General features: G+C 35.5%; 33 protein-coding genes and 1 pseudogene. All 34 read right to left on the reverse strand.

Translation table 11 applies throughout. The features are described 5' to 3' along the window. The 34 genes and pseudogenes from HPRAE_RS08450 to fusA all read right to left on the reverse strand — a co-directional run bounded on the left by HPRAE_RS08450 (position 1) and on the right by fusA (position 20146). Positions 1 to 849 (reverse strand): energy-coupling factor transporter ATPase, encoded by an 849-nt coding sequence (locus tag HPRAE_RS08450; RefSeq protein ID WP_014553803.1) that lies wholly within the window; start codon positions 847 to 849, stop codon positions 1 to 3. Beyond that, complete coding sequence (locus tag HPRAE_RS08455; protein ID WP_014553804.1) at positions 843 to 1664, reverse strand: energy-coupling factor transporter ATPase; 822 nt, start codon at positions 1662 to 1664, stop codon at positions 843 to 845. Before HPRAE_RS08455 ends, HPRAE_RS08450 begins: the two co-directional genes overlap by 7 nt. A 20-nt stretch (positions 1665 to 1684) precedes the next feature. Then, complete coding sequence (gene rplQ / locus HPRAE_RS08460; RefSeq protein ID WP_014553805.1) at positions 1685 to 2026, reverse strand: 50S ribosomal protein L17; 342 nt, start codon at positions 2024 to 2026, stop codon at positions 1685 to 1687. A gap of 13 nt (positions 2027 to 2039) precedes the next feature. After that, positions 2040 to 2987 carry a DNA-directed RNA polymerase subunit alpha gene (locus tag HPRAE_RS08465; RefSeq protein WP_014553806.1) on the reverse strand — a complete coding sequence of 316 codons (948 nt, stop codon included), beginning with the start codon at positions 2985 to 2987 and terminating at the stop codon, positions 2040 to 2042. Positions 2988 to 3039: 52 nt separating this feature from the next. Further along, the gene (gene rpsD, locus HPRAE_RS08470; protein ID WP_014553807.1) at positions 3040 to 3666 is read right to left on the reverse strand and encodes a 30S ribosomal protein S4; all 627 of its coding nucleotides are present in this window, start codon (positions 3664 to 3666) and stop codon (positions 3040 to 3042) included. A 28-nt stretch (positions 3667 to 3694) separates the two neighbouring features. Further along, a complete protein-coding gene (rpsK, locus tag HPRAE_RS08475) occupies positions 3695 to 4090 on the reverse strand; it encodes a 30S ribosomal protein S11 (RefSeq protein ID WP_014553808.1) in 396 nt (131 codons plus the stop codon). 16 nt (positions 4091 to 4106) lie between these two features. Beyond that, positions 4107 to 4487, reverse strand: a complete 381-nt coding sequence (gene rpsM / locus HPRAE_RS08480) for a 30S ribosomal protein S13 (protein ID WP_014553809.1) — start codon at positions 4485 to 4487, stop codon at positions 4107 to 4109. A 20-nt stretch (positions 4488 to 4507) separates the two neighbouring features. Continuing rightward, the gene (gene rpmJ / locus HPRAE_RS08485; protein WP_005487032.1) at positions 4508 to 4621 is read right to left on the reverse strand and encodes a 50S ribosomal protein L36; all 114 of its coding nucleotides are present in this window, start codon (positions 4619 to 4621) and stop codon (positions 4508 to 4510) included. A gap of 23 nt (positions 4622 to 4644) precedes the next feature. Then, on the reverse strand, positions 4645 to 4869 hold the full coding sequence (gene infA / locus HPRAE_RS08490) for a translation initiation factor IF-1 (protein WP_005487029.1): 225 nt from the start codon (positions 4867 to 4869) through the stop codon (positions 4645 to 4647). A 203-nt stretch (positions 4870 to 5072) separates the two neighbouring features. Next, a complete protein-coding gene (gene map, locus HPRAE_RS08495; RefSeq protein WP_014553810.1) occupies positions 5073 to 5822 on the reverse strand; it encodes a type I methionyl aminopeptidase in 750 nt (249 codons plus the stop codon). After that, on the reverse strand, positions 5822 to 6472 hold the full coding sequence (locus HPRAE_RS08500) for an adenylate kinase (protein ID WP_014553811.1): 651 nt from the start codon (positions 6470 to 6472) through the stop codon (positions 5822 to 5824). The genes map and HPRAE_RS08500 overlap by 1 nt, the downstream gene beginning before the upstream one ends. Before the next feature lie 15 nt (positions 6473 to 6487). Further along, the gene (gene secY / locus HPRAE_RS08505; protein WP_014553812.1) at positions 6488 to 7756 is read right to left on the reverse strand and encodes a preprotein translocase subunit SecY; all 1269 of its coding nucleotides are present in this window, start codon (positions 7754 to 7756) and stop codon (positions 6488 to 6490) included. A 1-nt stretch (position 7757) separates the two neighbouring features. Beyond that, positions 7758 to 8201: a 50S ribosomal protein L15 gene (rplO, locus tag HPRAE_RS08510; RefSeq protein ID WP_014553813.1), complete on the reverse strand. Its 444-nt coding sequence runs from the start codon at positions 8199 to 8201 to the stop codon at positions 7758 to 7760. 19 nt (positions 8202 to 8220) lie between these two features. Next, positions 8221 to 8721: a 30S ribosomal protein S5 gene (gene rpsE, locus HPRAE_RS08515; RefSeq protein WP_014553814.1), complete on the reverse strand. Its 501-nt coding sequence runs from the start codon at positions 8719 to 8721 to the stop codon at positions 8221 to 8223. Positions 8722 to 8737: 16 nt separating this feature from the next. Beyond that, positions 8738 to 9094, reverse strand: a complete 357-nt coding sequence (gene rplR / locus HPRAE_RS08520) for a 50S ribosomal protein L18 (protein ID WP_014553815.1) — start codon at positions 9092 to 9094, stop codon at positions 8738 to 8740. An 18-nt stretch (positions 9095 to 9112) separates the two neighbouring features. After that, complete coding sequence (gene rplF / locus HPRAE_RS08525; protein ID WP_014553816.1) at positions 9113 to 9646, reverse strand: 50S ribosomal protein L6; 534 nt, start codon at positions 9644 to 9646, stop codon at positions 9113 to 9115. A gap of 189 nt (positions 9647 to 9835) precedes the next feature. Continuing rightward, a complete protein-coding gene (gene rpsH / locus HPRAE_RS08530) occupies positions 9836 to 10234 on the reverse strand; it encodes a 30S ribosomal protein S8 (protein ID WP_014553817.1) in 399 nt (132 codons plus the stop codon). Positions 10235 to 10254: 20 nt separating this feature from the next. Next, the gene (locus HPRAE_RS08535) at positions 10255 to 10440 is read right to left on the reverse strand and encodes a type Z 30S ribosomal protein S14 (protein ID WP_014553818.1); all 186 of its coding nucleotides are present in this window, start codon (positions 10438 to 10440) and stop codon (positions 10255 to 10257) included. A gap of 28 nt (positions 10441 to 10468) precedes the next feature. Further along, positions 10469 to 11008, reverse strand: coding sequence for a 50S ribosomal protein L5 (gene rplE, locus HPRAE_RS08540; RefSeq protein ID WP_014553819.1), 540 nt, complete (start codon positions 11006 to 11008; stop codon positions 10469 to 10471). A 22-nt stretch (positions 11009 to 11030) separates the two neighbouring features. Next, entirely contained in the window at positions 11031 to 11345 is a 315-nt protein-coding gene (rplX, locus tag HPRAE_RS08545; RefSeq protein ID WP_014553820.1) for a 50S ribosomal protein L24, read from the reverse strand. 15 nt (positions 11346 to 11360) lie between these two features. Beyond that, positions 11361 to 11729 (reverse strand): 50S ribosomal protein L14, encoded by a 369-nt coding sequence (gene rplN / locus HPRAE_RS08550; protein WP_014553821.1) that lies wholly within the window; start codon positions 11727 to 11729, stop codon positions 11361 to 11363. Between the two features lie 29 nt (positions 11730 to 11758). Further along, a complete protein-coding gene (gene rpsQ / locus HPRAE_RS08555; RefSeq protein ID WP_014553822.1) occupies positions 11759 to 12013 on the reverse strand; it encodes a 30S ribosomal protein S17 in 255 nt (84 codons plus the stop codon). Between the two features lie 23 nt (positions 12014 to 12036). Next, on the reverse strand, positions 12037 to 12240 hold the full coding sequence (gene rpmC, locus HPRAE_RS08560; protein WP_041607012.1) for a 50S ribosomal protein L29: 204 nt from the start codon (positions 12238 to 12240) through the stop codon (positions 12037 to 12039). Then, positions 12230 to 12664, reverse strand: a complete 435-nt coding sequence (gene rplP, locus HPRAE_RS08565) for a 50S ribosomal protein L16 (protein WP_005487011.1) — start codon at positions 12662 to 12664, stop codon at positions 12230 to 12232. Before rplP ends, rpmC begins: the two co-directional genes overlap by 11 nt. Positions 12665 to 12693: 29 nt before the next feature. Next, positions 12694 to 13338: a 30S ribosomal protein S3 gene (rpsC, locus tag HPRAE_RS08570; protein ID WP_014553824.1), complete on the reverse strand. Its 645-nt coding sequence runs from the start codon at positions 13336 to 13338 to the stop codon at positions 12694 to 12696. A gap of 3 nt (positions 13339 to 13341) precedes the next feature. Further along, entirely contained in the window at positions 13342 to 13683 is a 342-nt protein-coding gene (rplV, locus tag HPRAE_RS08575; RefSeq protein WP_014553825.1) for a 50S ribosomal protein L22, read from the reverse strand. Between the two features lie 30 nt (positions 13684 to 13713). Next, the gene (gene rpsS, locus HPRAE_RS08580) at positions 13714 to 13998 is read right to left on the reverse strand and encodes a 30S ribosomal protein S19 (protein WP_014553826.1); all 285 of its coding nucleotides are present in this window, start codon (positions 13996 to 13998) and stop codon (positions 13714 to 13716) included. Between the two features lie 18 nt (positions 13999 to 14016). Then, positions 14017 to 14853 carry a 50S ribosomal protein L2 gene (gene rplB, locus HPRAE_RS08585; protein ID WP_014553827.1) on the reverse strand — a complete coding sequence of 279 codons (837 nt, stop codon included), beginning with the start codon at positions 14851 to 14853 and terminating at the stop codon, positions 14017 to 14019. A 28-nt stretch (positions 14854 to 14881) separates the two neighbouring features. Next, positions 14882 to 15172 (reverse strand): 50S ribosomal protein L23, encoded by a 291-nt coding sequence (gene rplW, locus HPRAE_RS08590; protein WP_014553828.1) that lies wholly within the window; start codon positions 15170 to 15172, stop codon positions 14882 to 14884. Continuing rightward, entirely contained in the window at positions 15169 to 15798 is a 630-nt protein-coding gene (rplD, locus tag HPRAE_RS08595; protein ID WP_014553829.1) for a 50S ribosomal protein L4, read from the reverse strand. The genes rplW and rplD overlap by 4 nt, the downstream gene beginning before the upstream one ends. 25 nt (positions 15799 to 15823) lie before the next feature. Further along, positions 15824 to 16444 (reverse strand): 50S ribosomal protein L3, encoded by a 621-nt coding sequence (gene rplC / locus HPRAE_RS08600; RefSeq protein WP_014553830.1) that lies wholly within the window; start codon positions 16442 to 16444, stop codon positions 15824 to 15826. 21 nt (positions 16445 to 16465) lie between these two features. Further along, a complete protein-coding gene (rpsJ, locus tag HPRAE_RS08605) occupies positions 16466 to 16777 on the reverse strand; it encodes a 30S ribosomal protein S10 (protein ID WP_014553831.1) in 312 nt (103 codons plus the stop codon). A gap of 85 nt (positions 16778 to 16862) precedes the next feature. Beyond that, positions 16863 to 18055 (reverse strand): annotated as a pseudogene (tuf, locus tag HPRAE_RS08610) (elongation factor Tu). Between the two features lie 24 nt (positions 18056 to 18079). After that, positions 18080 to 20146, reverse strand: coding sequence for an elongation factor G (gene fusA / locus HPRAE_RS08615; RefSeq protein ID WP_014553832.1), 2067 nt, complete (start codon positions 20144 to 20146; stop codon positions 18080 to 18082). Positions 20147 to 20149: the final 3 nt, after the last annotated feature.

The following is a 20149-nucleotide window of genomic DNA, read 5'->3' on the forward strand; positions in this document are numbered from 1 at the left end:
TTATTTACTCCTCAATGCTTTAATTATTTCTGCAGATGCTTCAGATATCGAAAATAAATTAGTATCTATTTCCAATCCTCTTTCTTCTAAACGGTGCAGAATTTCCGTTACTTGGGGAAGATCAAGTGATAATTTATGTAATTTCTGTTCCCGCGAAAAAACTTCCACAGGATGATCATCAATTACAATCTCTCCCTGATGCATTACTATAACTCGATTTGCTAGTTCAGCAATTTCTTCCATACGATGAGAAATTAAAATAATTGTCATTTCAAGTTCTTGATACAGATATTGCAGTAAATCCGCAAGCTGTTTTCTTCCTTTTGGATCTAGACCAGCACTAGGCTCATCTAAAACTAAGACATCTGGTTTTAAAGCCAGAACTCCAGCTATTGCAACTTTACGCTGCTGACCTCCACTTAAATTAAATGGTGATCTATCTTTAAAAGTTTCATAATCAAGTCCTACAAGTTCCATAACTTCTTTAACTCTTATTTTAATTTCATCTTTATTTAGACCTAAATTTTTAGGACCAAAAGCTATATCTTGATAAACACTTTCTTCAAATAGCTGATGTTCTGGATACTGAAAAACTAAACCAACATGACGTCTAGTTTCTTTTAAATTACTTTTTTCATTAGTAATATTTTTTCCATTAACTTTAACAGTTCCAGAACTTGGAATAATTAGACCATTAAAAAGCTGAACTAAAGTTGATTTACCAGAGCCTGTATGTCCTACAACTCCAATAAATTCGCCTTTATTTATTTCCAAATTAATGTTTTTTAGTGCTTTAACATTATTTTCATCCTGGTAAACATGGCTAACACTATCTAATTTAATTAACATAATGCTTCCACCAACTCATCTATGCTCAAAATATCAGGAACCTTAATTCCTTCCTCTCGCAAAAGTTGAGCAACCTCAACTGCAACAGGTATATCTAAATTTACATCCTTTAACTGCTTAACTAATCTAAAAATGGACTTGGGACTACCTTGGCGTAAAATTTCCCCTTGATTCATAACCACAACTTTATCTGCTTCAACTGCTTCTTCCATAAAATGAGTTATATGAACAACAGTAATACCTTTTTCTTTATTTAAATATTGAACTGTCTCCATAACTTCTTTTCTACCTTGAGGATCAAGCATTGCAGTTGGCTCGTCTAAAACTATACAGTCTGGTTCCATGGCAATAACCCCAGCAATAGCTACTCTTTGCTTTTGACCTCCAGATAATTTATGAGGAGCAAATTTTTGAAAACCAGCCATTCCTACCATTTCTAGAGATTTATCAACTCTATGGCGAATTTCTTCAGTTGGAATACCTAGATTTTCAGGTCCAAATGCTACATCATCCTCTACCATAGAAGCAACAAGTTGGTTATCTGGATTTTGAAAAACCATCCCAACTTTTTGTCTTATCTTCCAGGTGTTATCAGGATCAAGAGTATTTAAACCATCAACAAAAATTTTTCCTTTACTTGGAGTCAAAAGTACATTTAATAACTTTGCCAGGGTAGATTTGCCTGAACCATTTGAACCAATGACAACAGCAAAATCACCGGCTTCAATCTGCAAATCAATATTTTGCAGAGCCGGTCGATCACTATCATCATTTGCATAAAGAAAATCTACCCCATTTAGTTCTATCAGGCTCATATTAACACCTACATTCAGTATTATTCTACGAGTTCAATTATCGCTTGCTTAGCTGCATCGCCTCTACGAGGATACATCTTTAAAATTCTTGTATAACCACCAGGTCTTTCTGAATACTGAGGTGCGATTTCATCAAAAAGTTTAGTAACTACTTCTTTATCTTGAATTTTGCTCATTACTTTACGTCTTGAAGCTAAATCATTAGTTTTAGCAGTAGTAATAAGTTTCTCAGCATATGATCTTAATTCTTTAGCCTTAGGTAGTGTAGTCTGGATTCTTCCTTCACGAAAAAGTGATGTTGCCATATTTTTGAACATCGCTTGACGATGAGAAGATCTTTTCTGTAATTTACGCTTAGCCACCTAAAATCCCTCCTTAAATTTCATTCTCTTTTAAATCTAGTTCAAGTTCATCTAATTTCTTTTCTATTTCTTTTAATGATTTTTTACCTAGATTACGAACTTTCATTAAATCATCTTCAGTTCTGCTTACTAATTCTTCAACTGTATTAATTCCAGCTCTTTTTAAACAATTAGAAGAACGAACAGAAAGTTCTAATTCTTCAATTGTTGTATCTAGGATTTCATCTTTTTCTTCTTCTTCTACTTCTACCATAATTTCAACATCTTCAATTTCATCAGTTAAATTAATAAATAATTCAAGATGCTCTACCATGATTTTAGCAGCAAGACTGATAGCATCATCAGGATGAATACTACCATTAGTATTAACTTCTAATACCAAACGATCAAAGTCAGTTACTTGACCAACTCTGGTGTTTTCAATATTAAAATTAGCTCTTTCAATAGGACTATAGGCAGAATCAATTGGAATTAAACCAATTACATTATTTTCAAACAGCTTTTCATTCTCTTCTGCAGTATGATAGCCTCTACCTTTATCTACAGTTGCTTCTAAAACTAATCTTCCACCTTCAGCAAGTGTCGCTACATGATGCTCTTTATTAACAACTTCTACATCGCCAGCAGAAATAAAGTCACCAGCAGTTATTTCACCTTCACCTTCTGCTTCTAAACGAATAGTTGTTTGTTCTTCTCCTGAATATTTAACAACTACTTCTTTCAGGTTCAAGATTAAATCAGTCATATCTTCAACTACTCCAGGAATAGCCGAAAACTCATGTTTTACTCCTTCAACCTTAACTGAAGTAAGTGCAGCTCCAGGTAAAGAAGAAAGTAAAATACGACGTAATGAATTACCAAGAGTAGTACCATAACCTCTTTCTAAAGGAGAAATTTCATACCGACCATAATTCTCATCACTTCCAAGTCTTTCCACACGTGGTTTTTCGATTTCTATCATCTTATCAGCTTACCCTCCTTAAATTAACAATTTTATGACTGAGGGTATTCATTTACCGTGAATAATACTCGACAATCAGGTGTTCTTCTACCGGATAATCGATATCTTCCCTCTCTGGTAATGCAATAATAGTTCCTTCAGCTTTTTCAAGATCAGAATTTAACCATTCTTGACTAGCAAAGTCCGCATTATATTCAAAGATTTCTTTAAAACGCTTGGACTTACGGCTTGAGTCTTTAACTTTAATTTCATCATCAATATCAATCTGGTATGATGGAATATCAACTTTACGACCATTAACTGTAATATGTCCATGTAATACGAATTGTCTTGCTTCATTACGAGAACTAGCAAAACCCATTCTGTAAACAACATTATCTAATCTTCTTTCTAATAATTGAAGGAAGTTTTCACCTGTAACTCCAGCAATATTTTCAGCCTTTTCAAAGTAATTACGGAACTGCTTTTCCATAATTCCATAAATTCTTCTTACTTTCTGCTTTTCTCTTAACTGTGTACCATATTCAGATACTTTGTGACGACCTTGACCATGCTCACCAGGAACATATGGTCTGCGATCAAAAGAACACTTATCACTATAACAACGGGCGCCTTTTAAATATAATTTTTCACCTTCACGCCTACATAATTTACAAACTGAACCTGTATATCTTCCCATATTTACACCTCAACTTTCTATTATATAATTATATACGTCTTCTTTTTGGGGGTCTACATCCATTATGTGGAATAGGAGTAATATCTTTGATTAAAGTAATATTTAAACCTGCAGATTGTAAAGTTCTAATTGCAGATTCTCTACCTGAACCAGGACCTTTAACAAAAATTTCTACTTCTTTTAGACCCATTTCTTTTGCTTCATCAGCAGCATTTTCGGCAGCTAATTGAGCAGCAAAAGGAGTACTTTTTCTTGAACCTTTATAACCAACTTTTCCAGCACTTGACCAAGCAATTACTTTACCTTCTTCATCTGTAATTGAAATAATTGTATTATTAAAAGTTGATTTAATATGTGCCTGACCTTTTTCTATATTACGCTTAACTTTTTTTCTTCTGCGTTTTTTCTTCTTATTTTTAGCCATTAATTAAATTCCCTCCTTACTTAACTGCTTTTGTTTTTGTTACACCAACAGTTTTCTTAGGACCTTTACGTGTACGTGCATTTGTTTTAGTTCTTTGACCACGTACTGGTAAGCCTCTGCGGTGACGAAGACCACGGTAACAACCAATATCTTTTAATCTCTTAATATCAGCTCTTTTTTCTCTTCTTAGTTCACCCTCAACAATATAGTTCTCATCAATTTCTTTTCTTAAATCTGAAATTTCAGCTTCAGTCAAGTCTTTTATTCTGGTATCAGAATTAATGCCTGTATTTGCAACAATACTTTGAGCAGTAGTTCTACCAATACCATAAATATATGTCAATCCAATCTCTACTCTTTTATTTCTAGGAAGATCAACACCTTCAATTCTAGCCATGATTTCACCTCCAGTATTTTTTATCCTTGGCGCTGTTTATGCTTGGGATTTTCACAAATAACCATTACTTTACCATTACGTCTGATAACTTTGCATTTATCACAAATCGGTTTAACTGATGGTCTTACTTTCATTAACAATCACCCCTTATGGTAATTTATTTCGCTTTATGTCGATAGGTAATTCTGCCACGACTCAAGTCATAGGGAGAAAGTTCTACTGTTACCTTATCACCAGGTAAGATTCGTATAAAATTCATCCTCATTTTTCCTGAAACATGTGCCAGAACTTTATGTCCATTTTCTAATTCAACTCTAAACATTGCATTTGGTAGTGGTTCTACTACCGTACCTTGGACTTCAATAGGATCTTCTTTTGCCATAAATTATTTTACCTCCTCTTTGCTGAGATAATCAATTAAATTAATCTAAATCCTTCACTAAGGACTTGCTCACAATTAAATTATATTAACAAGCCTCAAATAATAGCTATCTTTTGGCTTACTAGCTTTGTTTTAGATTATTAAACAACTTTTAACAGGCATTGTCCATTATACCATAGATAAGATAAACTCTGCAATAAAAGTTAAAGTTTACTTAATATTTCAACTCCATTTTTAGTTATTGCAATTGTATGCTCAAAATGAGCAGATTTAGTTCTATCTTTAGTTACTACTGTCCAGTCATCTTCTAGTGTCTCAACTTCATAACCACCAATGTTAACCATTGGTTCTATAGCAAGAGTCATACCTTCTTTTAATTTCGGTCCTTTTCCTGCTGGACCAAAATTAGGTATCTGTGGATCTTCATGCATATCACGACCAATGCCGTGACCTACATAACTACGAACCACAGAAAACCCATTTTTTTCAACATATTCCTGTACTGCATGTGAAATGTCAAATAATCTATTACCAATAACTGCTTTTTCTATTCCCTTAAGAAGAGATTCTTCTGTTACTTTTAATAATTTACTGGCTTTATCAGAAATTGATCCAACAGCATGTGTTCTGGCTGCATCACCATTAAAACCTTCATAAAAAGTTCCAATGTCAATACTAACTATATCACCAGCTTCTAAATACCGATGCTTAGAAGGGATACCATGCACAACTTCGTCATTAATTGAAATACAGACAGAAGCAGGAAAACCTTGATAACCCTTAAAGGAGGGCACAGCCCCTTTATTTCGAATAAATTCATCTGCTAGCTGATCAAGTTCAGCAGTAGAAATACCAGGCTTAATATTTTCAGATAAATAAGCATGTGTTTCTGCAACTATCTGATTAGCTTCTCGCATTATATCAATTTCACGCCTTGATTTCAAAATAATCATTATTTATTCGCCTCAATTAATTTCATAAGTTTTTGTTGCACTTGATCAATTCCACCGATACTTTCAACTTCATGCAGTATTTCTTTTTTTTGATAATATGCTGCAAGTTTAGATGTTTTCTCTTTATTTACTTCAATTCTTTTCTTAACGGTTGCTTCTTGATCATCACTCCGTTGGATAACATCTCCACCACATTTATCACATACTCCTTCACTTTGAGGAGGATCATTTTTAATATGATAGGTTGCTCCACAATCAACGCAAACCCTACGTCCAGCCAATCTTTTAACTAAAGTATCAATTTCAGCTTGTAAATAAATAGCTAGATCAAGTTCTCTATTTTGCTCAGCTAAAATTTTATCTAAGGCTTCTGCTTGTACAATTGTACGAGGAAAACCATCTAAAATAAAACCAGCTTCACAATCAGATTCTTTTAATCTTTCATCTACAATACCAATTGTTACTTCATCTGGAACTAATTCTCCAGCATCAATAAAAGATTTTGCTTTTTTTCCTAAAGGTGTTTTATTTTTAATTGCTTTTCTAAAAATATCACCTGTAGCAATGTGAGGGATTTCTAAACTTGCTTCTAATTTTTTAGCCTGGGTACCTTTACCAACACCAGGTAAACCCAGTAAAATCATATCCATTTTAGTTCCTCCTTTTTATTTCATGAAACCTTCATAATGTCTCATCAGGAGATGTGATTCAATTTGTTCCATAGTTTTTAAAGCTACACCAACCATAATGATCAGAGATGTACCTCCAAAACTAATTGTTACACCAGTAAGTGGCTGCATAGCAAAAGGAAGTAAAGCCACTATAGTTAAGAAAATTGCTCCTGCAAGTGTAACTCTCATTAAAACTTTATCCAAATAATTAATTGTAGGTCTTCCAGGTCTAATTCCTGGAATAAAACCACCATGTTTTTTCATGTTGTCCGCTACTTCTTCTGGATTAAAAGTAATAGCAGTGTAGAAATAAGTAAAGAATAAAATCATCAGACCATATAATACCATATAAAGTCCAGAACCAGGACTGATTGCATTAGCTAAACCAGCAGCCCAATCATAAGGTAAAACTTGAGCTATAATTCCTGGGAATAAAAGTACTGAAGAAGCAAAAATAACAGGAATAACTCCAGCTTGATTGATCTTCATTGGGATATGAGTACTTCTACCACCATATACTCTACGTCCTACAACTCTTTTTGAATACTGAACTGGAATTCTTCTTTCTCCTTGTTGAACAAAGATAATCCCTGCAATAATAATTATTGCTAGCACAGCAAACATAAGCACATTTAAAATAGAAATTGTACCTGCTTCTAATAATTCATATGTGTTATACATATCTGATGGAAAACGAGAAATAATAGAGGTAAAAATGATAATTGAAATACCATTTCCAATACCTTTATCAGTAATCTGCTCACCTAACCACATTAAAAAAGCTGTACCTGCAGTTAAACTTACTATAATTAAAGCAAAATCAAATGCACTTGCATTTGGTACTGCCCCAAATCTTTGAATATAAAGGGTAATACCTACTGCCTGAATTACAGCGAGTACTATTGTTCCATATCTAGTATATTGAGCAATTTTTTTACGGCCCTCATTACCCTGTTTAGAAAGTTCTTCTAATTTAGGAATAACTACAGTTAATAACTGTAAAATAATCGAAGCAGTAATGTAGGGAGTAATGCTCATCGCAAAAATTGTAAAATTACTTAAAGCACCACCTGCAAATAAATCTAAAAAATCAAGTGCTCCGCCAAAGTTACCACCAAAGAGCCTTTCTTGAAGTAATGCAACATCTACTCCAGGAACCGGAATATGTGCTCCCAGGCGGTAAACTGCCATCATAGCAAGCATAAATAAAACTTTATTTCTAAGTTCTTTTACTTTAAAAACATTACCGAGAGCCTTGATCAAGCTAAATCACCTCTGACTTTCCGCCAGCAGCTTCTATCTTCTCTCTGGCAGAAGCAGTAAAAGCATTTGCCTTAACTTCTAAAGCGATATTAACTTCACCTTTACCTAATATTTTTACTCCATTTTTTGCTATTTTATCAATAATTCCCTTTTCTAATAAAGATTCTGGTGTTACACTTGCATCAGCAGAGAATTTGTTTAATTGATAAACATTTACTTCATTAAATTCTTTTTTAAATTTATTGTTAAATCCTCTTTTAGGAAGACGTCTAAACAATGGTGTTTGACCACCTTCAAATGTTAAGCGTACTTTTCCTCCTGCACGAGAATTTTGTCCATTTGCACCTCTACCGGAAGTATAACCGCGACCAGAGCCAGTACCACGACCAACTCTTTTACGATTCTTTTTATATCCGGCAGCAGGTTTAAGATTATTTAATTTCATCCTTACACCTCCTTAGTAATTATCCAATTAATTCTTCTACAGATTTACCTCTTAATTTAGCAACTTCTTCAGCACTTTTAAGTTCTTTAAGTCCTGTAATTGTAGCATTAATCATATTAATCGGATTAGATGTTCCCAGAGATTTAGTTAAAATATCACTAATACCTGCAAGCTCGATTACCGCACGTACAGGACCACCAGCAATAACACCAGTACCAGGAGCAGCAGGCTTAAGTAGTACTCTACCAGCACCAAAAACTCCAGTCTTCTCATGGGGAATTGTAGTATCCACAATTGGAACTTCTATTATTTCTTTTTTAGCTGCATCAATACCTTTTCTGATGGCTTCAGGTACTTCATTTGCTTTACCAATACCTGCACCAACATGGCCTTCTCCATCCCCTACAACTACTAGGGCACTAAAGCTAAATCTACGGCCACCTTTTACAACCTTAGAAACACGATTAATATTTACAACTCGTTCATCAAGGTTGAGTTTATCAGCGTTAATTTTACTCATTAAATTACCTCCTTAGTTAAAACTTTAGCCCTTCTTCACGGGCAGCATCAGCCAGAGCTTTCACTCGGCCGTGATATTTGTATCCACTTCTATCAAATACTACTGTATCTATCCCTTTTTCCAATGCTCTACTAGCAGCTAACTCTCCTACCATTTTAGCAGCTTCTTTATTACTTGCCACTTCAATTGAATCGCGAAGAGCTGGATCAAGAGTAGATGCAGAAGCAATAGTTTCTCCAGATAAGTCATCAATAATTTGCACATGCATATTCTTTAAACTGCGGGTTACATTCATTCTTGGACAATTTGGTGTTCCCACAACTTTGTTTCGAATTCTTTGATGGCGTTTTTGTCTAGCTTCTCTTTTACCCATCACATTCACTCCTTTCTATTAACCAGTTTTACCAACCTTACGTCTAATATGTTCTCCAACATATTTAATTCCTTTTCCTTTATAAGGTTCTGGTTTTCTTACTTCACGAATCTTTGCTGCTGTATCACCAACACGTTGTTTATCTATACCTTTAACTGTGATATTTGTACTCTTTTCAACTTCAAAAGAAATACCACCTTCAGCTTCAATAATAACTGGGTGGGAATATCCTACTTCAAGCTTAAGTTTATCACCCTGAACTTGAGCATTATACCCTACACCTACCATTTCTAACTTCTTTTCAAAACCGTTGCTAACACCCTCAACCATACCTTCAACTAAACTTCTAACTAAACCGTGCATGGAGCGAGCTTCAATATCTTCACTGTTACGTTCAACTATAATTTCATTTTCAGCAACTTTAATATCAATACCAGCTTTGAAAGTTCTTTCTAATTCACCTAATGGTCCTTTAACTTTAACAGTCTGGCCATCAACATTAACTTCAACTTTTTCTGGTATTTCTATAGGTAAATCACCAATACGTGACATAAATTTCACCTCCGTATATTTTCTCTTTAAGAAGATCTCCCAAGTAGAAGTCAGTAATTTAATGCACTCGAAATGCTAATATAAATTTAACTTTATTAATTAAAGTAAATCTAATCTGCTAAGATTGAGCTTTTTTATTAAGATAAACCAGCTCAATATTAGCTCTGACTTCCTACTTCTTACTTCTGATTACCAGACGTAACAGAGAACTTCTCCACCAATACCTTTATTTCTTGCTTCTTTATCACTCATAACTCCTTGAGAAGTAGAAATCACAGCGATTCCTAAACCACCAAGTACTTGAGGTACTTCATCATTACCTGCATAAACTCTTAAACCAGGCTTACTAATTCTCTTGATTCCACTAATAACTTTTTCGTCATTATCACCATATTTTAAATATACCCGAATCATGTTCTGAGGCTTTCTTTCAACTAATTTTACATCATTAATGAAACCTTCAGCTTTCAAAAGTTCACCAATGCTGGTTTTAACCTTAGAAGCGGGAATATCAACTCTGTCTTTCCCAACACTATTAGCATTGCGAATCCGGGTAAGCATATCTGCTATTGGATCTGTTAAATTCATTTACAAACCTCCTTCCAGTTTTACCAGCTTGCTTTTTTAACTCCAGGAATTTCGCCTTTGTGGGCTAATTCTCGGAAACAAATTCTGCATAAATCAAATTTTCTCATATATCCACGTGAACGTCCACATCTATTGCAGCGATTCACTTTTCTTGTTCCATATTTAGGCTCTTTATTGGCCTTTTCGATTAGAGCTTTACGTGCCAAACTAAACCCCCCTTAAATTTATAGGTCTTTACTTCTTATAAGGCATTCCCATCATTGATAACAATTCAAATGCTTCTTCATCGGTTTCAGCAGAAGTTACAATTGTAATTTCCATACCATGAACATTATCAACATCATCAATATTTATTTCTGGGAAAACAGTGTGCTCACTTATTCCTAAACTGTAATTACCGCGACCGTCAAATGATTTAGGAGATACACCTCTAAAATCTCGGATACGTGGCATTGTAATATTAACTAATTTATATAAAAACTCAAACATTTGCTCACCGCGAAGAGTAACTTTTACTCCAACCGGCATACCTTCTCTAATTTTAAAATTAGCAATGGATTTCTTTGCCCTAGTTACAGTAGGACTCTGTCCTGTTATTCTAGCGATTTCATCAACAACAGTATCCAGAAGTTTAGTATCTTCTTTAGCGTCTCCCAAGCCAACATTTACAACAATTTTATCTAATTTTGGTGCTTCCATAACATTGTTGTAATCAAATTTTTCCATTAGTTGGGGTAGAATTTCTTCTTTATAGTTTTGAGCTAATACTGACATTTCTGGACCTCCTTCCACTTATTTATTTATCAACAACTTCATCACATTGTTTGCATTTTCTTACTTTATTACCATTCTCTAAACGTTCTGCGCCAACCCTTGTTTTTTCGTCACAACGGGGGCAGACGAGTTGAACATTTGAAGCATGAATTGCTGCTTCATTTTCTATAATTCCACCCTGTGGCATATCTTGAGTAGGACTTACATGACGGTGTACAATATTAACACCTTCAACAATTACGCGATCTTTTTTAGGAATTACTTTTAAAATCTCACCGCGTTTTCCTTTATCCTTACCTGATATAACTTCCACAGTGTCACCTTTTTTAATTCTCAATCTAATCCCCTCCTTCTATAATACCTCCGGTGCAAGGGAGATAATTTTCATATAATTCTTTTCCCTTAATTCACGGGTCACAGGACCAAAAATACGTGTACCCTTAGGATTATTATTATCATCTATAATTACTGCTGCATTTTCATCAAATCTAATATAGGTGCCGTCTTTGCGTTTTAAGGATTTTTTGGTTCTAACAATTACTGCTTTAGCAACCTCACCTTTTTTCACCATTCCGTCAGGAATAGCTTCTTTTACGCTGACTACTATTTTGTCTCCAACTTTAGCATATTTCTTTTTGGAGCCTCCAAGTACCTTAATACATAAAAGTTCACGGGCACCTGAATTATCCGCTACCTTTAAACGGCTTTCAGATTGTATCATTTTCAGGCCCTCCTTTCTACTTCCAAGACTTATTTTGCTTTTTCAATAATTTCTACTAAACGCCATCTCTTTGTTTTGCTTAAAGGACGGGTTTCCATAATTGTTACAATGTCACCTTCATTACAAATGTTTTCTTCATCATGTGCTGTATATTTCTTTGTTTTCTTAACAATTCTTTTATATTTAGGATGCTGTGTTCTACGTTCAACTGCGACAGTAATAGTTTTATCTCTTTTGTCACTAACTACAACACCTTTACGCTCTTTACGATTATTTCTTTCCATGAGAAACCTCCTTTCAAAAAGAATTAAGCCCTTTCTATTTCTAACTCTTTTTCCCGCAAAACAGTTTTTATTCGGGCAATAATTCTTTTAACCTCTTTAATCCGCATTGGATTATCCAACTGTGCTGTTGCATGCTGAAAACGAAGATTAAATAATTCTTCTTTAAATTCGCGGGCTTTTTGTTCTAACTCTGCTTCTGTTAAATTTCTTAATTCATCAGCTCTCATCGGCCTCACCATCCATTCCCTCTCTTGCTACAAATTTAGTTTTAATAGGCAGTTTATGAGACGCAAGGCGCATCGCTTCTCTAGCAACCTCTTCCGGTACACCAGCCAACTCAAACATAATTCTACCTGGTTTTACAACAGCTACCCATTTCTCAGGTGCTCCTTTACCACTACCCATTCGGGTTTCAGCGGGCTTTGCAGTTACAGGCTTATCTGGAAAAATCTTAATCCAAACTTTACCTCCACGCTTAATACTTCTAGTAAGGGCAACACGAGCAGCCTCTATCTGTCTATTGGTAATCCAAACGGGTTCTAAGGCTTGTAGGCCATATTCACCAAAAGTGATTTTATTTCCCCGATGAGCTTTACCTTTCATTCTTCCTCTCATTTGCTTACGATGTTTTACTCTTTTAGGTACTAACATCAAAGAGCCTCCTTTCCTGCATAATCTATCTATTCATCATCAATTTCTGGAAGTATTTCTCCCTTGTTGATCCAAACTTTAACTCCAATTGTTCCGTATGTTGTAGCTGCCTCTGCAAATCCATAGTCAATATCAGCTCTAAGAGTATGCATTGGAACACTACCTTCACTATAACCTTCACGTCTAGCCATTTCAGCTCCACCTAGGCGGCCACTGCTCTGAACTTTAAATCCTTCTACTCCCATGCGCATTGCACGGTTCATTGCCTGTTTCATTGCTCTACGAAAAGAAACTCTTCTAACTAACTGAGAAGCAATATTTTCAGCAACTAATTGAGCATTTTTTTCTGGATCTTTTACCTCTACAACATTAATCTGTACAGTTTTACCAGTCAAAGCCTCAACATCATTTCTTAAAGCTTCAACTTCAGATCCACCGCGTCCAATAACCATTCCTGGTCTAGCAGTATAGACATCTAACTTTAATCTATTAGCAGCTCTTTCAATTACAACTTTAGAAATTCCAGCTTCAAACATCTTTTCCTTAACATGACTTCTAATCTCGCGGTCTTCATTTAAAAGCTTAGAATAGTCTTTCTTATCCGCATACCATTTTGCATCCCAATCTTTTATAACTCCAACCCGGAGACCATGTGGATTTATTTTATTACCCAAATTTTATCCCTCCTTTGTATCGCTTAGAACGACTGTGATATGGCTTGTTCTTTTATTAATAGGGCTTGCCGATCCCTGTGCACGTGCTTTCCATCTTTTCATTGTAGGACCTTCATCTACAAAAGCTCTTTTAACATAAAGATCATCTACAAACATATCATGATTGTTTTCAGCATTTGCTGTAGCTGAATTCAATACTTTCTCTACAATTTTAGCAGCCTTTTTCGGTGTGCTTTTTAAAATTGCAACTGCTGTGTCAACATCCTTACCCTTAATTAAATCTGTAACTAAACGAGCTTTACGGGCAGTAATGCGCAGATGCTTTGCAACTGCTCTTGCTTCCATTTTAAAACCCCCTTGCTATCAAAAAATTTCTTATTTAAGTGCTGTAGAACGTTCTGTATGGCGGCTGTGACCTCTAAAGATTCTGGTTGGAGCGAATTCTCCTAATTTATGTCCTACCATTTCTTCAGATATATATACTGGTACATGCTTACGACCATCGTGGACAGCAACTGTATGTCCAACCATTTCAGGGAAAATGGTTGAGCTTCTTGACCAGGTTTTAACAACCTGCTTTTTTCCACTCTTATTCATTTCTCTGATTCTGGCAATTAATTTCTCTGAGACGAAAGGTCCCTTTTTTATAGATCTAGCCATCAATAATCCTCCTTTCTACTATTTGCGCTTCTTAGAGTGACGTGAACGAATAATATACTTATCTGAGCGCTTTGGTTTACGTGTCTTTTTACCCATAGTAGGTTTACCCCACGGAGTTACAGGATGTCTACCAGCAGGTGATTTACCTTCTCCACCACCGTGTGGATGGTCATGAGGATTCATAACTACACCACGTACATGAGGTCTTTTACCTTTCCAGCGGCTACGTCCAGCTTTACCAATTGTAATATTTTCATGTTCAATATTACCAACCTGTCCGACAGTAGCTTTACATACATTGTGAATTAATCTTACTTCACCAGAAGGCATTTTTAAATGTACAAACTTACCTTCTTTAGCAAGAATTTGTGCCATAGAACCAGCAGAGCGTGCAATTTGACCACCTTTTCCTGCTTGCATTTCAACATTGTGTACTATTGTACCAACAGGAATATCTTTTAATCTTAATGCATTACCGGCAGTAATATCTGCATCTAAACCAGTATCTAAAACATCACCAACTTCTACTTTATTTGGAGCAAGAATATATCTTTTTTCTCCATCAACATACTGTAATAAAGCAATTCTTGCAGAACGATTTGGATCATATTCTATAGTCTTAACTGTAGCAGGAATTCCATCTTTATCCCGCTTAAAATCTATAATACGATAGCGGCGCTTATGTCCACCACCCTGATGACGGCTGGTAATTCTACCATTTGCATTCCGGCCACCTTTTCTTTTAATTGGAGCCAATAGGCTCTTTTCAGGCTTATCTGTTGTAATTTCATCAAAACTAGCAACAGTCATATAACGCCTGGAAGGTGTGGTTGGTTTAAAACTTTTAATCGCCATCTTTTTTCCCTCCTTTATTAATTATTTTTTAGAGGCCTTCGTAAACTTCTATTTCATCGTCCTCAGCAAGCTTAACTAAAGCTTTTTTCCAATCTGGTTTTTTTCCAGTATGGAAGCCGAGTCTTCTTTTTTTACCTCTAACATTTATTGTATTAACATTTACTACTTTTACAGAGAAAATTTCTTCTACTGCATTTCTAACTTCTATTTTATTTGCATTTTTAGCTACTTTGAATGTATAAGTATTATTTTCTTGCATTTGACTCATAGTATTCTCAGAAATAATAGGTGCTATGATGATATCTCTTGCATCTTTCATTCGCCCAGCACCTCCTCAACCATTTTAACCGCTTCTTCGATGAAAATAACCATTTCATTATCTAAAAGATCATATGCATTGATTGAACCGGCAAGCAGTGTTTTGACTTTAGGAATATTTCTAGCTGAAAGATATAAGTTTTTATCCTTTTCAGGCATTACTATAACAACTTTTTTATCTTCTAAATTTAAATCAGCTAAAATATTAACTACTGCTTTAGTTTTTGGTTGATCAAGCTCAAGTTTGTCAACTAAAATTAATTCATCCCTCTCAACTTTATCAGTTAAAACAGATCTTAAGGCTAATCTTCTCATTTTTTTAGTTAACTTTTTATCATAACTACGAGGAGAAGGACCAAAAGTAATTCCTCCACCTACCCATAATGGAGAACGGATACTTCCATGACGAGCACGACCAGTACCTTTTTGTCTCCAAGGCTTACGTCCACCACCGCGAACTTTACCTCTTGTTTTAGTAGATGCATTTCCACCTCTGCGAGCAGCTAATTGAGCATTAACTACTTGGTGAACAACATGCTTATTTATTTTATCATTAAAAACAGATTCATTTAATTCTACTTTTTCGAGTTCTTTTCCACTCTGATTGAATTTTGTTACCTGCGGCATCAAAAATCCTCCTTTCTAAACTTATTTAATTTTTAACAGATTTGATTTCAAGCACTGCTTTTTTAGCTCCTGGTACAGGACCAGCAATTAATAAAACATTACGCTCTAAATCAACTTTTACGATTTCTAAGTTTCTTTCAGTTACTCTATCATGCCCCATTCTTCCTGGCATTTTAAAGCCTTTATATACTCTTCTTGCATCAACAGCACCGATTGAACCAGGTGCACGATGGAAATGGGAACCGTGTGTCATTGGTCCTCTGTGGTGATTCCATCTTTTGATATTACCAGCAAATCCTTTACCTTTGGAAATACCACTAACATCAATCTTTTCGCCAACTTCAAAGATATCAGCTTTAATTTCACTGCCTTCACTTAATTCCATATCTAAACCTTTAAATTCTCTCAAATGTTTTTTAGGTTCAAGATTACGACTTTCAAATTGTCCAAGTTCCGGTTTGTTAAGTCTGTGCTTTTTAACTTCACCAAAACCAAGCTGAACTGAATTATATCCATCTTTTTCTGTAGTTTTGATCTGTGTTACAACACAGGGACCGGCCTCAACTACAGTTACAGGTACCAGCTCTCCATTGTCTTTAAAATACTGAGTCATACCCAGCTTCTTTCCTAATATAGCTTTCGCCATGGCCTAATACACCTCCTGACATTAAAGTTTAATTTCTATATTTACTCCTGCGGGCAAATCAAGCCTCATCAGTGAGTCTACAGTTTTTGATGTAGGATCGAGAATATCGATCAGTCTTTTATGTGTTCTCATTTCAAATTGTTCTCTTGCATCTTTATGAACATGAGGTGAGCGAAGTACTGTAAATACCTCTTTTTCTGTTGGTAGAGGTACTGGACCAGATACATCTGCACCAGTTCTTTCAGCAGTAGCAACAATCTTTTCTGCTGATTGATCTAAGAGCTCATGTTCAAAAGCTTTCAGGCGAATCCTAATTTTTTCATGTTTTGCCATTTGCTTACCTCCTTAATCTTTACGATTCAAGCTCAGTTAGGAGCATAGAAAAAGCGAGGAGACTGTCTCCTCTGCTTTTTTATACTTACTCAATAATTTCAGTTACAACTCCAGCTCCTACTGTGTGACCACCTTCACGGATTGCAAAACGTAGTCCTTCTTCCATAGCTATTGGAGTAATTAGCTCTCCTGTCATTTCAATGTTATCTCCAGGCATTACCATGTCTACTCCTTCTGGTAATTGAATGTTTCCTGTTACATCTGTTGTACGGAAATAGAACTGTGGTCTATATCCATCAAAGAATGGAGTATGTCTTCCACCCTCATCTTTACTTAATACATATACTTCAGCATAAAACTTAGTATGTGGAGTAATACTTCCTGGTGCTGCTAGAACTTGACCTCTTTCAATGTCTTCTCTTTTTACACCTCTTAATAATGCTCCAATGTTATCTCCTGCTTGTGCTTCATCTAACATCTTACGGAACATTTCTACTCCTGTTACTACTGTTGTTTCTGTATCTTTAATTCCTACTAATTCTACCTCGTCTTGTGGGTGTAGCACTCCTCTTTCAATTCTTCCTGTTGCTACTGTTCCACGTCCTGTAATTGAAAATACATCCTCTACAGGCATTAAGAATGGTTTGTCTGTATCTCTTTCTGGCTCTGGAATATAGCTGTCTACATTGTCCATAAGCTCAATAATCTTCTTACCCCATTCTCCTTCTGGATCTCCATTTTCTGCAGCTTTAAGAGCTGATCCTACTACTACAGGAATGTCATCTCCAGGGAAATCGTATTCGTCTAAGAGTTCTCTTACTTCCATTTCTACAAGTTCGATTAACTCTTCATCGTCTACCATATCTGCTTTGTTTAAGAAGACTACGATTGAGGGTACTCCAACCTGTCTTGCTAATAGAATATGCTCTCTTGTTGAGGCATTGGTCCATCTGCTGCAGATACTACTAGGATTGCTCCATCCATCTGAGCTGCACCTGTAATCATATTCTTTACATAGTCAGCGTGTCCTGGGCAATCTACGTGAGCATAGTGTCTTGATTCTGTTTCATACTCTACGTGAGAGGTTGCGATTGTAATTCCTCTCTCTTTTTCTTCTGGAGCATTATCAATTGTATCAAATGCTCTTACTTCTGCTCCACCATAGTTTGCTAACACATTTGTGATTGCTGCTGTTAGTGTTGTTTTACCATGGTCAACATGTCCTATTGTTCCTATGTTAACATGTGGTTTATTTCTCTCAAATTTTTCTTTTGCCATTTTCTTTTCCTCCTTAAAATTTATCTATTCTCCAATAATTTCTTTTGCAATACTTTTTGGTGCTTGTTCATAATGTGAGAACTGCATTGTATAAGTTGCTCTACCCTGAGTTTTAGAACGAAGATCTGTTGAATAGCCAAACATCTCAGAAAGTGGGACGTGAGCACTAACAACTTGAGCATTACCTCTTGGCTCCATACCTTCTACTTTTCCACGACGTCCATTAAGGTCACCCATAACATCTCCCATATATTCTTCAGGAGTTACAACTTCAACAGCCATTATAGGTTCTAAAATAGAAGGTTTAGCTCTTTTAGCACCTTCTCTAAAGCCCATTGAACCAGCAATTTTAAATGCCATTTCAGATGAGTCAACATCATGATAACTACCATCATTCAATGTTACTTTAACATCAACAACTGGATAACCAGCAATAATACCATTTTCCATAGCTTCTACAATTCCATCTTCAACAGAAGGAATATATTCGCGAGGAATTGATCCACCAGTAATTTTATCTTCAAATTCAAACCCAGCTCCTGCTTCTTGTGGTTCAATATCAATTACAACATGACCATACTGACCACGTCCACCAGACTGACGGATGAACTTTCCTTGTACATTAGTAACTTTTTTAGTTACAGTTTCACGATAAGCTACCTTAGGTTTACCAATATTAGCATCAACTTTAAATTCTCTTAAAAGGCGGTCAACAATAACTTCTAAGTGTAATTCTCCCATACCTTCAATAATAGTCTGTCCTGTTTCTTCATCAGTATGAACTCTGAAAGTAGGATCTTCTTCTGCTAATCTTTGTAAAGCTTCACCAAGTTTATCCTGATCTGCTTTACTCTTAGGCTCAATTGCAACACCAATAACTGGTTCTGGAAATTCCATTGCCTCTAAAACAATTGGATTATCCTGATCACAAATTGTATCACCTGTACTTGTATTCTTAAGACCAACTAAAGCTCCTAAGTCACCAGCATAGATTACATCTCTTTCTTCACGACGGTTAGCGTGCATCTGTAAGATACGACCCACTCTTTCGCGAATATCAGCTGTTGCATTATAAACATAAGAACCTGCTTCTAAAGTTCCAGAATAAGATCTAAAGAAAGCTAATTTACCAACATATGGATCAGACATGATTTTAAATGCTAAACCAGAAAATGGAGCATCATCATCAGCTTCTCTAATTTCAGTTTCTTCTGTATCAGGATTAAAACCTTCAATAGCTGGTACATCAGTAGGAGATGGTAAATAATCAAGAACTGAATCTAGCAGCATCTGAACACCTTTATTTTTAAAGGCAGTTCCACATAAAACTGGAATTACATTTACATTTAATACTGCTTGACGTAATAAATTTTTAATATCTTCAGTACTCACTTCACCTTCTAAGTACTTCATCATAAATTCATCATCTTCTTCAGCTAAAGCTTCCATTAAAGTTTCTCTATATTCAGCTGCTTGTTCTTGCATATCTTCTGGGATCTCAACTCTATCAAAATTAACACCTAAATCATCTTCATAAACAATAGCATCCATTTCAACTAAGTCAACAACACCATCAAATTTATCTTCACTTCCAATTGGAAGTTGAATTGGTACTGCATTCGCACCAAGTCTATCTTTCATCATATCTACAGCTCTAAAAAAGTCAGCTCCCGTTCTATCCATTTTATTAACAAATGCGATTCTGGGAACTCCATATTTGTCAGCCTGTCTCCATACAGTTTCAGATTGTGGTTCAACACCACCTACAGAACAGAATAAAGCAATAGCTCCATCTAAAACTCTTAAAGATCTTTCCACCTCTACTGTAAAGTCCACGTGTCCGGGCGTATCTATAATATTAATTCGATTTTCTTTCCATTGACAAGTGGTTGCAGCAGAAGTAATTGTAATACCTCTTTCCTGCTCTTGTTCCATCCAGTCCATAACAGATGCACCATCATGAGTTTCACCCATTTTATGAACTCGACCTGTATAATAAAGAATTCTTTCTGTTGTAGTTGTCTTTCCTGCATCAATATGTGCCATAATACCAATGTTACGTGTTTTTTCTAGTGGAAATTGTCGGGCCACTAT

This window comes from Halanaerobium praevalens DSM 2228 (assembly GCF_000165465.1).
Classification (GTDB): Bacteria; Bacillota; Halanaerobiia; order Halanaerobiales; family Halanaerobiaceae; genus Halanaerobium; species Halanaerobium praevalens.